This is a genomic window from Vibrio sp. 2-2(8), from assembly GCF_963888495.1.
Classification (GTDB): domain Bacteria; phylum Pseudomonadota; class Gammaproteobacteria; order Enterobacterales; family Vibrionaceae; genus Vibrio; species Vibrio anguillarum.
The window spans coordinates 593401-608688 of record NZ_CAWPJM010000022.1 but is presented as its reverse complement, the minus strand read 5'-3'; the positions used below and the strand labels follow the sequence as shown (position 1 = coordinate 608688).

The following is a 15288-nucleotide window of genomic DNA, read 5'->3' as shown; positions in this document are numbered from 1 at the left end:
AGTGCATGTTCCCTACGTTGATATTGCTAATGGGTACGCCACCTTCGACCAATTGGCGGAAGTCTTTTGGTGTGCGGCATACAAGAAGAATTCGTTGACGATCAGACGCTTTATGGATGGTGTCGATGGCCTTTTTCACGTTCCAGAAACGGATGGCAATGCCATCTGCCAGCACCATTTCCATCAGGTTTTGTTGAATGGTGTCTTCAGCCACTTCGTCATTGACGACGACCACAATATTTGCATCAGCAAAACCGACCCACTGCACGCCGACTTGGCCATGAACTAAACGCTCATCAATGCGACTTAATACGATATTTGGCATGATTAATTCCTTCTAAAATTCGTTAGTTGTTCAATGGGTAAATGGTGACGCCTTGTACGACGCGGTTTACTTCACCAGTCGGACATGGGTTGTCAGGGCCAAAACCCAGCTGGAGTGATTTTTCAAACGCCAAAATTTGACAGAACAGTACGTAAGGGAAGCAGAGCCATTGATCGCCAAAACCCAATTGGCCAAGTTCAAAGACATCCTCTTCATTGAGTGCGCTTTCTGACATCGCGATGTGAGCTAGTGTTTGTTTGTCGCGACGGATTTCATTGAACAGGTCTAAATCGTACTGACGGGTGTACTCGTCGCTAGAAAATAGTTGGATCACCAGCGCGTTATCGTTGATGCTGAACTTAGGTCCGTGGCGGAAACCCAGCGAAGAATCAAAGGTGGTCATCACTTTGCCAGCGCTCAATTCCAGTGATTTCAATGACGCTTCGCGAGCAAGGCCAGCAAAACCGCCGCTGCCAAGTACAATTAAACGATCATAAGGCTGCTGAGCTATTTGTTTGATGGCTTGCGGCCACTGTTGCAGTTTGTTGTCACATAAGTGGGCTGTGGCTTCGATTCGCTCACGCCATTGTGCAGGCGTTTGATCGCTAAATAGGGTGAATGCCGACATCAACATACAGGTGAAGCTTGACGTCATGGCAAAACTGTTATCGTTTGAGCCTTCAGGCATCAGTAAGCAGTAAGCGTTATCGGCACTTTCGGCATAACGAGCCAATGCGCCTTCGCCATTACAGGTTAAAAAGAGGTGGTGGCAATCAGGAATAAGCTGGTCAACTAACGCTACAGCGGCGACGCTTTCTGGGCTGTTACCAGAACGAGCAAAGGAAACCAATAGTGTTGGTCGGCTGCTATCGAGATACTGTTCTGGATTCGAGACAATATCCGTGGTTGGAATCGATTCGACTTGGAAGCGTAATCCAGCCTGAATAAACGGAACCGCAGCGTCTCCTACGAAAGCAGACGTGCCCGCACCTGTTAAAATGATTCGCAGATTAGGTTGAGCTAGCCGTGGATTTAAGAAAGCACTGACGGCATCATATTGCTGCTCTAAAATATCAGCCAATGCACGCCATAGACGCGGCTGGTGGCTAATTTCTTTTGCGGTATGAATGCCATTATGTTGCTCTAGCCATGGCTGTTCGTAGCTTAGAAATAGGTTCATTACATCGTCTCCTTGCAAACTACTACATTGGAATAACAGGCTGCGGAATAGACCTCAGTCACTTCCATGATCTTGTGAATTACAATGTCAGCGGGATGGTTTCTAATTTGTTGTTGAGAAATGGCCTTAGCCTGATTTGGCAGATATTGGCTAAGGATCGTGACTGGCAACGGACTGGCAGTTAGGTTGTCAAATAAAGCCTGCTGCGCCACTTTCACTTCTGGATGAGTCCAGTAGTAGCGAATGCGATCGCTTAAGCTGTAGCTACAATCAAGAAATTGCTGGTGGCCTTTGCTGGCGTAGTGTGAACGCCAGTAGTTAGGTTGTTCGCGCATCACTTGCTCGATGGTGTCTCGCAGGTGTGAGGCATGGTGCGTCCCTAACCACTCTTTTTCCGCTCGGTCGAGTCCATATAACGCTTCTCGCAGGGCAAACGTTAAAGCTGGGCCAACTTTTAAAATCGCAAAGTGATCACGTACAAGTTGGTGGTAAGCCTGTGGGTTTTGGTAGTCAGTGGAATGTGCTTCAAAGACGAGGTTCGGCTGGTTGTCAATCATACGGCTGAGTGATTGGGCTTTTCCACTCTCGTAGTGGTGCACGTTGTGATGGTCAAATTCAACGCCCGGTTGCACCACAAGACCAATGACGCGTGGCCATACATAGCCAAGGCCTAAGTCGCTAAAAGCTTGGTGATGAGCATCCAATGTCGCAAGCGCCTGCTCAGGCTTAGTCACTTCAATGCACTCTTCCTGCAACGATTCAAGCGCGCCGCCCGGAGTGGGTACTTCCGTTCCGACTACATAAACAGGTGCTTCACCGCCAACGCTTTTCCAAGCCCGTTCCGCAACCACACACAGCTGTGCGGCACGCTCTGCCATGAGTTCTTCAGTAAGAGGCAACTGGTCATCAGCACATGGCATAGAGCAGTCGAGGTGAATTTTCTTAAAACCAGCACAAACGTAGTCATAAATCATCTGAGCTGAATATTCCATTGCCTGGCTTGCAGACAGGTTTTGCCAACAGTTTGGGCCAAGGTGATCACCACCCAACACCACTTTATCCGCTGGGAAATTGAGACGTTCAGCTAAAGAGAGTACATGGCTGGAAAAATCTTGCGGTGTCATTCCTGTATAGCCACCAAACTGATTTACCTGATTAGATGTTGCTTCTATTAGCACCAGTTGTTGAGCTTGTGCCGCTTGTTTAATCGCAGCTTCAAGAACTAGCGGGTGCGCTGAGCAAACAGAGTAAATACCCGTTGATTGGCCTTGCTTATGCTGTTCAATTAGAGAAAGTAACGCTTTCATTTTTATTCCTAGTTAATTGTTTGATCGGCAATAATCACTTCAACACCCATCTCAATAAGCGCTCGGTGCGTTGCATGGGGAATATTGATATCGGTTACCAATACATCGATTTGGTTTGCTGCGCGGATCATGCAAAAGCTTTTGCGGCCAAATTTGCTTGAGTCCGTAACCGCAATAACTTGGCGAGCGACTTCGCACATAGCTCGGTTGACTTGTGCTTCTTGAGTGTCCGGTGTAGTCACGCCAGCCTGTAGATCAAATCCGTCCACACCCAGAAACAGTTTGTCAAAAAGGTAGGAGCGAATTTGCTGTTCCCCATGATTTCCCGTTAGTGAACATGACGCGCGGCGAAGGCTGCCACCAACCACATGGAGATCGATATTCTCTAACTTGCTAAGTTGGTAAGCGGTGTTGAGCGCATTGGTCATAACAACGAGCTGCTGCTTGTTAGTTAAATACTGAGGCATGAGACCGATAGTGGTACCTGAGTCCAAGATCACCGCCTCACCATCATTGATGAGTTCGGCTGCGGCTTGCGCGATGGACTGCTTGGCACTTCGATTGAGTTGATCTTTGCGATAAAGAGGCTGATCAAATGCAAAGTTTGGATTGAGAGTTGCTCCACCATAACAACGGAATACACAACCTTCTTTCTCGAGCAAGTTCAGGTCATGGCGAATAGTTACGGCAGAAACATTGTACTGTTCTGCAAACTCGTCCACTTTTCCTGAACCATGGTTGCATATATATGCCAAGATTTGCTGTCTTCGTTCTGCACTGGTCATCTACCAATTCCTCTTTCGTTACATTTCATTTTCTGTATGAAATGTTTCGATTTCCTTTTGATTGGTATTAAAGCAGGACGGGTTGAGGAAAAGTGAAAGCTAGATCACAGTCAGTTTTCTTTCGTTTTAAGCCTAAAAAACCTTTCGATTGACAAGGAGTGAAAGGTTAAACTTTCACTCCTTAACGAAATTTGCACTTTGCAAGTACCATGAAAGCTGACTTTCACTATTTAATAACTGAAAGAAGCAATGAATTTGCCTCAATTGATTAGGTTTCGAAATGGAACCTGCTTGAGATCACAAACTGGAACAACAATGAATTTTTATAACGCAATAACAGATAAACCAGCCGAGGTTTGGCTGGGTCAAAAAGCTACTTTATAAGCTCTAAAATGGCTTTGTGAGGGGGATAATAAGAAACTAGATTATGCGACGATTCGAACATCAACACCCAATGCTGTAAGGTGTTCAACGTAGCTTTGAGGGATACCGCTATCAGTAATTAATATGTTTAGCTGTTCTGGACGGGCAATCAAACAAAAGCTTTGATGGTCAAACTTAGACGAATCTGTTACCGCAATGACGGTTTGAGCAGCCTCTAACATTTTCCGGTTAATATCAGCCTCACCTTGATGAGGTGTCGTAATTCCTGCCAATTTATCAAACCCATCAACTCCCAAGAACACCTTATTGAACCGATAGCCAATGACTAAGTCTTCTCCACCGACACCATGAACTGAGTAGGAATTTTTGCGCATCGTGCCACCAGTCACCATAACAGTGACATTAGTTTTATTGGCAAGGTGATAGGCGATATTGATACCGTTGGTCATGACAACAAGGTCATGCTTAGCGTCAAGATGGTAAGCAATCTGCTCGGTCGTCGATCCTGAGTCAAGAATGACTTTATCGCCATCAGCAATAAGAGATGCAGCGTATTCCCCGAGCTTAGCTTTGATACTACTGCTGAGCTGCTTCTTATCATTCAATGGACGCTCAAAAGCAAACTGATTATTTAGCAGTGCACCCCCATAGCATCTTTTTACACAGCCTTGTTTTTCAAGATAATTGAGATCATTGCGAATCGTAACCTCTGAAACATTATAAAGTTCAGAAAAATGGTTAACTTCGCCTTTCTGGTGATTTTGAATGTAGTGAAGGATCTCTTCACGTCTTTGGGCTGTGGTGGTCATATGGAAATACTCCGACAAGTAAACATTTTACTCTAACTAATTTCTGCAGAGGACCGAAACAAGTGCCTTAATTCATGGTGTAACGCAGTGTCCCTCTAAGATAGGTAGTTAGACTCTTCGTTTGTCTCAATGCATTCATCTTTAACTCAATCCCAACCAAAGTGGTTTTCGTATTCAGGGTATTGAATAATGGTTCCTCACGTCTCGCCATTCTCTGAAATCCTTAAGACATCGTCAATCTCGACACCGAGGTGTTCAATCTTGCTTTCGATCTTAACATTGAAGAGCGAATCTAGTGAGCGAAGGAAATGCAGTGCAGTTTATTAAGCTCACTAACCTTTCTGTAAAATAAGGTGGTGTTTGATTGAAAACTAGTCCTCAGTAGGTGAATTTGGCGATACTGATTGACATAACTTTGTTCATCGACAATCACGCTTGTACTTGAGTAAGCTGAAGTGATAGCTGACGGTTGGTATGAGTAATGACGAGGATACTATGTGAATCTTGCTTTTTTGAATATTTATGCGATCTAACAATGGGGGAGCCAGCGTTACGTTTAAATAAATATTATGCTACTGGTTTTGTATGTGGAGTTAACTCCGACTGATAAATGTCCAAAAGTGTTTTAGATGGGAAGCTTATGTACAGAAGCAAAAAAAGAATGGGGAGCAACACGCTCCCCATTGTCATTTTTACCGTTGCTGGTGGTATTACTTTTCTGTGATGGCTTCACAGCCTTCAGGAACTGTGATGGTCGATATGTCCTTACCTTCCTGTTGCGCCGCTTTCACATCCATTTTGTATTGAGTGCATTTGCCGATACAGCTCTTTGGCATCACGACTACCTTGCATTGGTAGCCAGCCACGATAGGCCACAAAGAACTGTCCAACCCGAAAATCAAAATCTAAGTTGCGCTCTAGCTCTGGGTAGTAGTTGCCCATATACGCAAAGTCGGTGATGTACTCAATGCTCCATTCCCCTGTTGAGGTTTGGCAAATTGCAATCTCAACCGGATGGAAGCCGCCTTCATCCGCGCTGTAACTTTTATCGCGAAAGTTAAACACCAGATAACGGCTGGTGGTCAGTGCTTCATTACTCAGCAAATGAGCGGTGAGTTGCTCACTTAGCAGCTTATGCAGTTTCTCCGATACAGGTAGTGTGGATGCTGTGAAAGTTAATTTGGACATAGTGAGTCCTCCTTGTTTCAGGATTCAAATAAGAAATGAGAGATTAGGATTTAGTGGAACGTACCGACCATTGTCAGTTGCACGTCATCAAAGACGTTTCTGGAGAGATGGCGAGCAAAGGCTTTCATCCAGACCGAGAGCAGCTCTTGTACCTCTGGATGAGATAAATCCGTGCTCCCCACATCGGGTTGATAGCACCAGCGATTAGCCAGATGAAAGTACAACTCAGGCTCAACGGTTGTGCTGTTGTCATCGGGATAAGAGAAGTTGGCAAAGAACACCACCAACCAAGGGCTTGAGGCTGACTCACGTTTAAGCTGTATCTCTATCGGATGCAAACCTTGTCGATGTCGGTAGTAACTCATCTGACGGCAGTTCAGTACGAGGCGTTCAGCATTCTCTGGGAGAGTGTACCGTTTAAGAAGTGCTTCCAATGACGCATGTAAAGTGTCATCAATAGAAAGCTCACCGTAGTGTTGCTCAATCATAACCACCCCCTTTCAGCAAACGAGGTGCAAGTATCGCCTGTCACGATATGGTCAAGTACGCGAACATCCACCAGCGTAAGAGCGTCTTTGAGTCTTTCGGTAATGCGCCTATCAGCTTGAGATGGCGGAGAATCACCCGATGGATGGTTATGGGCAAATATCACCGCTGCGGCATTGACTTCCAACACCGCTTTCACCACTTCTCGCGGGTAGACGCTGGCCGCATCCACCGTTCCATGAAACAGCTCTTTAAATTCAATCAGTCGGTTTTGGTTATCCAGTAGCAATAAGGCAAACACTTCACGCTCATAGCTGCCCAGTTTACAGCGCACATACTCTTTGGTGGCATTAGGGTTAGTTAGGGCATCACCACGCACGTAGCGTGTTGCCAGTATCTCAGCGGCATGCTCTAGGATTTCATTTTCCTGATAGCGTTGCTGCTTTTGGTAATCGGACGTTTTGGGATTCATTTCAGGCTCCTGTCGGAATCAATGATGGGTATTCGCATTGATGACATATGCCTGAATATTTTTGGTTTAAGTCTTGTAGCGCAGAGGCTCAACGCATAACCGTCTTTTTTTGCGTCAGAGCTTATTTCATGAGGACGGAATCGGCGACTGCCCCATGACATCTTTGAAGTTAAAAGAAGTAATAGGAAAGGCAGCACTGAGCTGTTTAGCTTCGGATAAAGAGCTATTGCCTGGCTGGAAAGTGAAGTTGATGAGTGGATGGAGGAGTGTCTAGCTTTAAGGTAATTCAATGTCGCTTTGTTTTTAAGGGAGCCGTCACACTCTATCAGTCTTTTGTCATTCTTCATCGCCTTATGCAATCAGGCTGTATATTATCGTAACTTAATGATATTTGAAGGTATTGATAGGCGTTAATTCGTGGATAGTAGAAAAGAAGACTCGATAAATATATTGAAATCCTGGCATTTAGTGGAGTTTTTTCAAGCCTACTCAGTACCAGATAAAGACGACAGTAAAATTGCACCAGTAAATGTTTCGTGCCATGAGTTGAAGTCATGTGGTAACCATCTACTTCCGTGGCTAGATCCCGCGGCTCGTGATTCGCTCGGTCTTACTCCGGGCAAAAAGTGTACTTATACCCTATATCTGGGATTATTCGATAAATCGGCGATAGATAAAAAAGTTGCGGAGTACTTTTCTACCCACAGCCAGGAGGATTGTGTCTCTGAAGAAATAGAGCAAAGAAGAGATAATGAGGGAGCATCTTGCTTTGCTAAATTGATGTTGGATGAGTTTGGTACCCCTCGGTTGGATACCTTTTCGGTAAGCACGCTACCGTGGGCTTTAGCAGAGTTACTAGGGGGAAGGGCAGGGAGTATATCTCAGGAGCGATTTGATAGTCGTTGTGACGCTCTGAACGAGTTTATAGATCGCTGGGAAGCAACCTTGCCTAACCACCCTAGCTCAGAGGGAAGGCATACTCTTTGTGTGAGAAGCCTAATGAGCTTGGTTGAGGGGCTTTACCAATGGGCTGGTATTTCTAATCAAGATTTGTTGCTTTCAGAGAACTCAAAGGTTTACCCGTTTCAGATGGCTTTTTATGAGTATGAGGCGAAGTCAGACAATCTTTTGGAGAATAAAAAGGCCCCAAGAATTATTGAAGACGATAACGAAGATGCATCTAAAGAAGACGAATCTCAGTTACCTATTCTAAACAGCTTTTATATTCGAGATATAGAGCGGGCTATTAATGCTATTTCCACTGGCAGGGCCAGCCAGCCCCTTCAAACCTACTTGGGACAATCCAGTCATAAGCATGTTGATCTGTATACCAACGGTTCGATACCGTTAATTCATAATCACTTGAATCCCAAAGAAACACCAGAAGGAAGGTGGCTGACAGAGCCTGCGCATAACATGTCTTTAATGCAGCAGTTCGCCATCAATACGGTATTTAAGGAGCTGAAAACAGGTGGAGTGATCTCTGTTAATGGTCCTCCAGGCACAGGCAAAACGACGTTATTGCGGGACATAATTGCGCAAAATATTGTTGAGAGAGCGAAAGTATTAGTTTCCTTTTCGAAAGCTAGCGATGGGTTAAGTCCAGAAGGGTTCCTTGTTGAAGAACTTACTGACTTTGAAATGGTCGTGGCGTCATCGAACAATGCCGCCGTTGAAAATATCTCAAAAGAGCTTCCTCAAGCAAAGTCGATAGCTGGCAGATATGCTGATACCAGTTTTTTTCGTTCTGTAGCAAATCAAGTTAGTGCTGATGAAAAGAAAGGTCGTTTACAACCTTTGGACGATAAAAAGCGGAGCTGGGGAAATATCTCAGCTGCTATGGGAGCTTATAAAAAGAGGCAAAGGTTTCTCGATCGCTTTTTCTTTAAATATCACTATGAAAAAGGCAATGAGCCAGCGGTTAGAGAACCTTCTTTGGATTTCTTGAATTTTTGGCAATATCGCTCAACTTATACCGGGCCCTCTTTTCACATAGCCAAAAGGACCTTTAGCGAGAAGTTATCTCGTTTTCATGAGTTGAATGACAAGTTAGCCTATTTTGATAGCCTGCAAAAGACTTTCGATGAACATCAATTTGATGCTGATTTGCATCAAATGAACCTAGTTCTAAATGAGCTAGAAAACTATGCTCATACGCTCTCTGTAGAGCTAGATGTCCTTAGTTCAACAAGAAATGCAGAAGTGAGAAGGGAAGAAGAAATTTCAATTTCCCTTGAGCTATTGACGGTTAACTCGCCTGGTTGGTTTAGTCGATTCTTTAATACTAAGAAAAATAAACAATATAAGGCTTCACTATCTCAAAAACTCGGTGAGTACGAAAATGTCAAAAAATCTATTCGCTTGATTATTGGTAATGTTGATTCCAAAGAAATCGAAAGAAAAGGATGTACAAAGAAAATTTTGCAGCAGCAGGTTGATATTCAATCTAAAGAGCTAGAAAAAAGGAAGCTCTTAGAACAGTTAGATGCCTATAGAACTGAGTTTAAGGGGTATCACTTACCGGAAGTGACTGATGATATCGAGGGACATGATAGGCAGAGGCACGCATGCTGGCAGCACGAGACCATCAATGAATTGCGGTCTGACATCTATTCGGCTGCGTTACAGCTTCATGAGGCTTGGCTGATAGAGGCTAGTAAGCAGAGTACCTTCCGAACGCAGATAGTTAAAATCAATGATGTTGTATTAGGTAAGAATAGCGAGAATGCATTGGCGATTTGGCAGATACTATTTATGTTTGTCCCCGTTGTTTCGACGACTTTTGCTTCATTGGGAAATATGTTTTCTAAGCTGCCGCCAGAATCTCTAGGTTGGCTAATGATTGATGAGGCAGGGCAAGCAGTACCACAATCTGCTGTAGGTGGTTTGCTTCGTGCTAAGCGAGCGGTGGTTGTTGGAGACCCTCTGCAAATTGAACCTGTGCTTACATCTCCACCAGAGCTGATTGACTACTTAATGCAATCTAAGTTGCAAGAAAAATCAGAGAAGTGGGACCCTTGTATGTGGTCAGTTCAGACGTTAGCCGATCGCGTTAATCCATATGGTTGTATGATAGATATGGACGGGGAAGATCAATGGATAGGTATACCGTTATGGGTACATCGCCGATGTATAGAGCCAATGTTTAGCATTTCGAATGAAATAGCTTATAACAATCGAATGATACATGGCTCTGACAACAATAAAGATGTTGAGCCAAGAACTCATAAGGCTTTAGGACACAATCGATGGAATGATTCACAAGGAGACTGTGTACTCAAACAGTACAAACGTGAGCTGGGCGAAGATGTTAAAGTTCTTCTACTCGAATTAGCAGCGCACAATGGCGATTTAAGCAGCATCTATCTAATAACACCATTTAAAGCAGTAAAAAAAGAGTTGAAAGAAGATCTGAGGCGTAGCAAGTCAGAACTGCTTAGTAACTCGAGTTGGAATGAAAAGGAGTTTAATAGCTTTTTGAATAACAACGTGGGGACGGTGCACACCTTCCAAGGCAAGGAGAATGAGACCGTTATTTTGGTTCTCGGCTGCGACATTAAAAACAGTGGCGGGGCATCTTGGGCTTCTTCAAAACCAAATTTGTTGAACGTAGCGGTTACCCGAGCCAAAAAACACTTGTTTGTCATAGGCGATATTCAGGTTTGGTCCGACAAGCGCTATTTTGATAAAACATATAGAAAGCTGAATCACCTTAGTACGAATGACTATCCACTAGGCGAGAGTCCCCCACAATGTAACGAGACATTACCAACTCCCTAGGTGAGTGTTTGCCTTATGCTCTGTGAGTTACTGGATTATCAACATAGCGATGAGGCTATCGTTTAAGCAATCATTGTATTGATAGTTATGAAATGCTACTAATGGGACAAATCCCCACCAGCTTTTGCTGGTGGGGATTTGTATTTTTTATATGCACTCAGTCTCGTATTGATTTATCTCGCATTGCCGATTCCCCAATTTTCCCATATTCTCTCACCATCAATTCTGATGAATAAAACCAACATGAGATAACACTCTGAATGGTAGACCAAATTTTAACCTTGAAAGAGGTGGCTGCTTACCTAAAGTTGGCCGAAAAAACAGCATATAGATTAGCAAGCGAAGGAAAGCTTCCTGGTTTCAAAGTCGGCGGTTCTTGGCGCTTCAAACGTGAAGATCTTGAAGCGTGGATAGAAGAGAATAAGAGCAAGCAATGACATTAATTAAACTCAAAGACTTAGAAGCGCACCTTTGGCATGCGGCCCACATAATCACGGGCCCAATCGACGCTTCAGACTACAAAACCTACATCTTCCCAATCCTATTCTTTAAGCGTATCTGTGATGTTTACGATGAAGAATTCGAAGAGGCGATGGAGCAAGTGGGTGATGAAGAGCTTGCGAAAGGCGATATGTTTCACCGCATCCAAATTCCAGCTAACTGTCATTGGAAAGATGTGTTTGCAGAAACCAAGGATATCGGCCAAGCCCTTAAAGACTCATTCCGTGGTATTGAGCTAGAAAACCCACAGCTACATGGCATTTTTGGTGATGCAAGCTGGACCAACAAAGAGCGTCTCTCAGACGAATTGTTATCGACACTACTCAACCATTTCAATAAGGTTAACCTTGGTGTATCGAGTGTACGTAATGATGATATGGGCCGTGCTTACGAATACCTCATCAAGCGCTTTGCTGATAAAGCAAACAAGAAAGCAGGTGAGTTCTATACGCCACGTACCATTGTTCGTCTTATGGTTAATATTCTAGACCCACAAGCGAATGAAAGTGTATATGACCCGGCTTGTGGTACAGGCGGGATGCTGCTTGAAACCATTCACCATGTTAAAGATAACGGTGGTGACCCACGTCTTCTAAAAATCAAAGGTCAAGAGAAGAACCTGACCACCGAAGCCATTGCTCGAATGAACTTGTTCCTACACGGACAAGAAGATTTTGAGATTGTTCGTGGTGATACACTTCGTGATCCTAAGTTTTTGAAAAATGACCAACTAGAAAACTTTGACTGCGTAATCGCAAATCCACCATTCAGTTTAAAAGAGTGGGGATATGATTATTGGACAAGTGATCCTTATGGCCGTGCAAGCTTTGGCTTAGCACCAAAAACCAACGGGGATTTTGCTTGGGTTCAGCATATGTTTGCCTCATTGAATGATGAAGGGCGCATGGCGGTAGTACTGCCACATGGTGTACTTTTTCGCGGTGGTGCAGAGGGTAAAATTAGAACCAAGCTATTAAAAGAGAATCGTATCGTGGCGGTTATCGGCGTAGCTTCAAACCTGTTCTACGGCACGGGCATTCCTGCTTGTATTCTCGTGTTGCGTAAAGCAAGACCAGAAGAGCATAAAGATCATGTGCTGATTGTGAATGCGGAAGAGATCTACACTAAAGGTCGAGCGCAAAACACCTTGTCAGAGCCTCAAGCTGATGAGATTTACGACATCTATCAGAAGATGCGTACCAAAGGCCCTAAAGCAGACGACATTGAAGGTGTCGCGCGTTGGGTTCCGCATAGTGAGATTGAAGAGAACGACTTCAATTTGAACATTGCTCGTTATGTACAAAAGCCGCTAGAAGAAGAAACCATTACCGTTGAAGAAGCATTGAAAGATTTCCAACAAAAATTAGCAGCCTTAGAGGCTGCTGAACAAGAGTTAGAAGCCTTATTAATCAAAGAGGGCTTTGAGCTATGAACAAGAACAAACTAGAAGACCTACTGTGGGGTGCAGCCGAGTTCCTGCGTGGCCAAATTGATGCGTCTGATTACAAACAGTACGTTTTCCCACTGCTGTTTTTTAAGCGTCTATCAGACGTATATCTGGAAGAGTATAGCGAAGCGTTAGAACTGCATGAAGGTGATGCTGAGTATGCTGCAATGTCGATGTTCCACCGTTTCGATATCCCAGATGAAGCAAGCTGGGAGAAAGTTCGCAACACTAGTAAAGACATTGGTGAAGCGATTCAAAATGCGTTGCGTTTGATTGAAGCAAAGAACGAGCGTTTACACGGTGTATTTGGGGATGCGCAGTGGACCAACAAAGAGCGTTTGCCTGATCACTTGTTGTCAGATCTTATTCAGCACTTTAGTAAAATCCCACTAGGCATTAAGTCTGTTGCTCAAGATGACTTGGGTGAGGCTTACGAGTACTTGATCAAAAAGTTTGCGGATGACTCAGGCCATACTGCAGCCGAGTTCTATACCAACCGTACCGTTGTGCATTTAATGACCCGTATCATGAAGCTTAAACCGGGAGAGAGTGCGTACGACCCAACCTGTGGTACAGGTGGCATGCTGCTTAACGCGGTAATGGATTTACGCTCTCAGGGTGAGGAGTCGTCAACCAACGGACAACAGTGGCGTGGTGTTCATTTGTACGGCCAAGAAGTAAACTTGCTAACCTCTGCAATTGCACGTATGAACATGTTCCTGCACGACATTGAAGAGTTCGATGTGATGCGTGGTGATACCTTAGGCGATCCCAAATTTATCGAGAACGATCAGCTCAAACAGTTTGATGTCATCTTTGCTAACCCGCCGTATTCGATTAAAAAGTGGAACCGTGAAAAGTTTGCGTCAGATCCGTATGGAAGGAATATGTACGGCGTGCCACCACAAGGTTGTGCTGATTACGGCTTCTATACCCATATCATCAAAAGCTTAAAACCTGATACTGGTCGAGCGGCCATGCTTTGGCCTCATGGGGTGTTGTTCCGTGACTCAGAGCAAGCGATCCGTAAACAGGTGATTGAATCTGACATCATTGAAGCGGTGATAGGGCTTGGCCCAAATCTGTTCTACAACTCGCCTATGGAATCGTGCGTAGTGGTGCTTAACTGTAATAAGCCTGTCGAGCGCAAAAACAAGATCCTATTTATCAATGGGGTAGAGCATGTAACCCGAGAGCGTGCCCATAGCCGCTTATCTGATAATAATTTAGATGTGCTTTGTGAAGCTTATTTCCAACCAGACAACCAAAGTGATATTACTGCGTTGGTTGATTTAGATGATATACGAGAAAACCAACATAATCTTTCGATTCCACTCTATGTGAAAGATAAAGATGATGAACAATCACATGACATCGAACACGCTATCGAAGCATGGAAAGTAAGTCGAGTGCAGTTGAAAAAACAGACTAATAAATTATTCCAGAGCCTTGCAAAGCTTGGGTATACAGATGAAAGCAAGGTGGAGCAGTAAATGACAGAGCGACAATTACCTGAAGGTTGGCAAGTGGTAAAATTTGGAGACATTGCTAAACATATTTCCAAGCGTGTTGAGCCAAGTGAGACTGAATTGAAAGTTTATGTGGGCTTAGAGCATCTAGACCCCGACAGCCTTAAAATAAAGCGGCATGGGGTTCCTAGTGATGTTGCTGGCCAGAAGTTGCTTGTTAAAAAAGGGCAAATTATTTTTGGTAAACGCCGAGCATATCAGCGAAAGATTGCGGTAGCCGATTGGGATTGCATCTGTTCAGCTCATGCAATGGTACTCGAGGCTAATTCTGAGAATGTAATCCCTGAATTTTTACCATTTTTCATGCAGTCGGACGTATTTATGAATCGTGCGATTGAGATTTCAGAAGGGTCACTATCTCCAACTATTAAGTGGAAAGCACTGGCTAGTCAGGATTTCGTCTTTCCCTCAAAAGAAAAACAAGTTGTCTTATTAAGATTATTGACTGAAGTAGACCGCAATATAGAGGCTTTAGATTTAGCATTATATAGTCAAGAGCAATTAATCGAAGCAATCGTTAATGAGACCCTCTTATGCCCTCAAAGAGTAAAGCAAAACTCGTGTTTAATAAGTGAAGTGTGTGAAGAGAAGAGAATACGAGTTAGTCCAGAAGTGTTTGATAAAGAGAGTATTTATGTTGGTTTTGAGCATCTGATTCCTAAACTATATTGGGAAACGGGTCACTCAAATTTAGATGGTGTTGTTAGCCAAAAATTTCGATTTGAATCTGGTGATATTCTGTATGGAAAAATTAGGCCATACCTTCGAAAAGCAGCTTTAGCTGATTTAAACGGTATTTGCTCTTCTGATTTGGTTGTTTTGCGACCACGTTTGGCTGAAATGGGACTGATTCTGGCAGCCCTATTTTGTAGTGATACTTTTTCTCGGATAGCAGTGAACTCAGCTAAAGGAACGAAGATGCCAAGAGCAGACTGGAAGATATTAAGTCAGTTAAGGTTTTCAAAATTGAGTTCAGAAGAAATTAAACAGGTAAGTACAATCCTGAGCACATGTAAGGATTCTTTCCAGACTTTTAGAGATAAGAAAAGAGCACTTTTGGTTACGAAAATGACTTTACTGAAGGGGTAGTTGTAA

Annotated in this window: 13 protein-coding genes and 1 pseudogene; 6 read left to right on the top strand and 8 right to left on the bottom strand. The window is 43.8% G+C overall.

Annotation, left to right across the window (positions count from 1 at the left end; translation table 11 throughout):
• From agaV to radC, 8 genes are all read right to left on the bottom strand, one after another.
• The coding region (gene agaV / locus AACV12_RS09105; protein WP_170900206.1) for a PTS N-acetylgalactosamine transporter subunit IIB at positions 1 to 325 on the bottom strand (325 nt) is incomplete at its 3' end.
• A 22-nt stretch (positions 326 to 347) separates the two neighbouring features.
• Entirely contained in the window at positions 348 to 1505 is a 1158-nt protein-coding gene (locus tag AACV12_RS09100; protein ID WP_019282487.1) for an SIS domain-containing protein, read from the bottom strand.
• The gene (locus AACV12_RS09095; protein WP_019282488.1) at positions 1505 to 2812 is read right to left on the bottom strand and encodes a D-tagatose-bisphosphate aldolase, class II, non-catalytic subunit; all 1308 of its coding nucleotides are present in this window, start codon (positions 2810 to 2812) and stop codon (positions 1505 to 1507) included. The genes AACV12_RS09100 and AACV12_RS09095 overlap by 1 nt, the downstream gene beginning before the upstream one ends.
• An 8-nt stretch (positions 2813 to 2820) precedes the next feature.
• On the bottom strand, positions 2821 to 3597 hold the full coding sequence (agaR, locus tag AACV12_RS09090; protein WP_019282489.1) for a transcriptional repressor AgaR: 777 nt from the start codon (positions 3595 to 3597) through the stop codon (positions 2821 to 2823).
• A gap of 425 nt (positions 3598 to 4022) precedes the next feature.
• The gene (agaR, locus tag AACV12_RS09085) at positions 4023 to 4790 is read right to left on the bottom strand and encodes a transcriptional repressor AgaR (protein WP_170900205.1); all 768 of its coding nucleotides are present in this window, start codon (positions 4788 to 4790) and stop codon (positions 4023 to 4025) included.
• A 765-nt stretch (positions 4791 to 5555) separates the two neighbouring features.
• Positions 5556 to 5978 (bottom strand): DUF2787 family protein, encoded by a 423-nt coding sequence (locus AACV12_RS09080; RefSeq protein ID WP_096036144.1) that lies wholly within the window; start codon positions 5976 to 5978, stop codon positions 5556 to 5558.
• 50 nt (positions 5979 to 6028) lie between these two features.
• Positions 6029 to 6466, bottom strand: coding sequence for a DUF2787 domain-containing protein (locus tag AACV12_RS09075; RefSeq protein WP_170900204.1), 438 nt, complete (start codon positions 6464 to 6466; stop codon positions 6029 to 6031).
• Complete coding sequence (gene radC / locus AACV12_RS09070) at positions 6463 to 6936, bottom strand: RadC family protein (RefSeq protein ID WP_170900203.1); 474 nt, start codon at positions 6934 to 6936, stop codon at positions 6463 to 6465. The genes AACV12_RS09075 and radC overlap by 4 nt, the downstream gene beginning before the upstream one ends.
• A gap of 154 nt (positions 6937 to 7090) precedes the next feature.
• Between radC and AACV12_RS09065 the strand changes: the two are divergent.
• The 6 genes and pseudogenes from AACV12_RS09065 (at position 7091) to AACV12_RS09040 (ending at position 15282) form a co-directional block, all read left to right on the top strand.
• Positions 7091 to 7221 (top strand): annotated as a pseudogene (locus AACV12_RS09065) (AlpA family phage regulatory protein).
• Positions 7222 to 7353: 132 nt separating this feature from the next.
• Positions 7354 to 10716 (top strand): AAA domain-containing protein, encoded by a 3363-nt coding sequence (locus tag AACV12_RS09060; RefSeq protein ID WP_170900202.1) that lies wholly within the window; start codon positions 7354 to 7356, stop codon positions 10714 to 10716.
• Between the two features lie 260 nt (positions 10717 to 10976).
• Positions 10977 to 11153, top strand: a complete 177-nt coding sequence (gene mads1, locus AACV12_RS09055; RefSeq protein ID WP_009842282.1) for a methylation-associated defense system helix-turn-helix domain-containing protein MAD1 — start codon at positions 10977 to 10979, stop codon at positions 11151 to 11153.
• Positions 11150 to 12649, top strand: coding sequence for a type I restriction-modification system subunit M (locus AACV12_RS09050; RefSeq protein ID WP_170900201.1), 1500 nt, complete (start codon positions 11150 to 11152; stop codon positions 12647 to 12649). Before mads1 ends, AACV12_RS09050 begins: the two co-directional genes overlap by 4 nt.
• On the top strand, positions 12646 to 14157 hold the full coding sequence (locus AACV12_RS09045; protein WP_170900200.1) for a type I restriction-modification system subunit M: 1512 nt from the start codon (positions 12646 to 12648) through the stop codon (positions 14155 to 14157). The genes AACV12_RS09050 and AACV12_RS09045 overlap by 4 nt, the downstream gene beginning before the upstream one ends.
• Positions 14158 to 15282, top strand: a complete 1125-nt coding sequence (locus tag AACV12_RS09040; protein ID WP_249371325.1) for a restriction endonuclease subunit S — start codon at positions 14158 to 14160, stop codon at positions 15280 to 15282. It abuts the gene before it with no gap.
• The last annotated feature ends 6 nt before the right edge of the window (positions 15283 to 15288 follow it).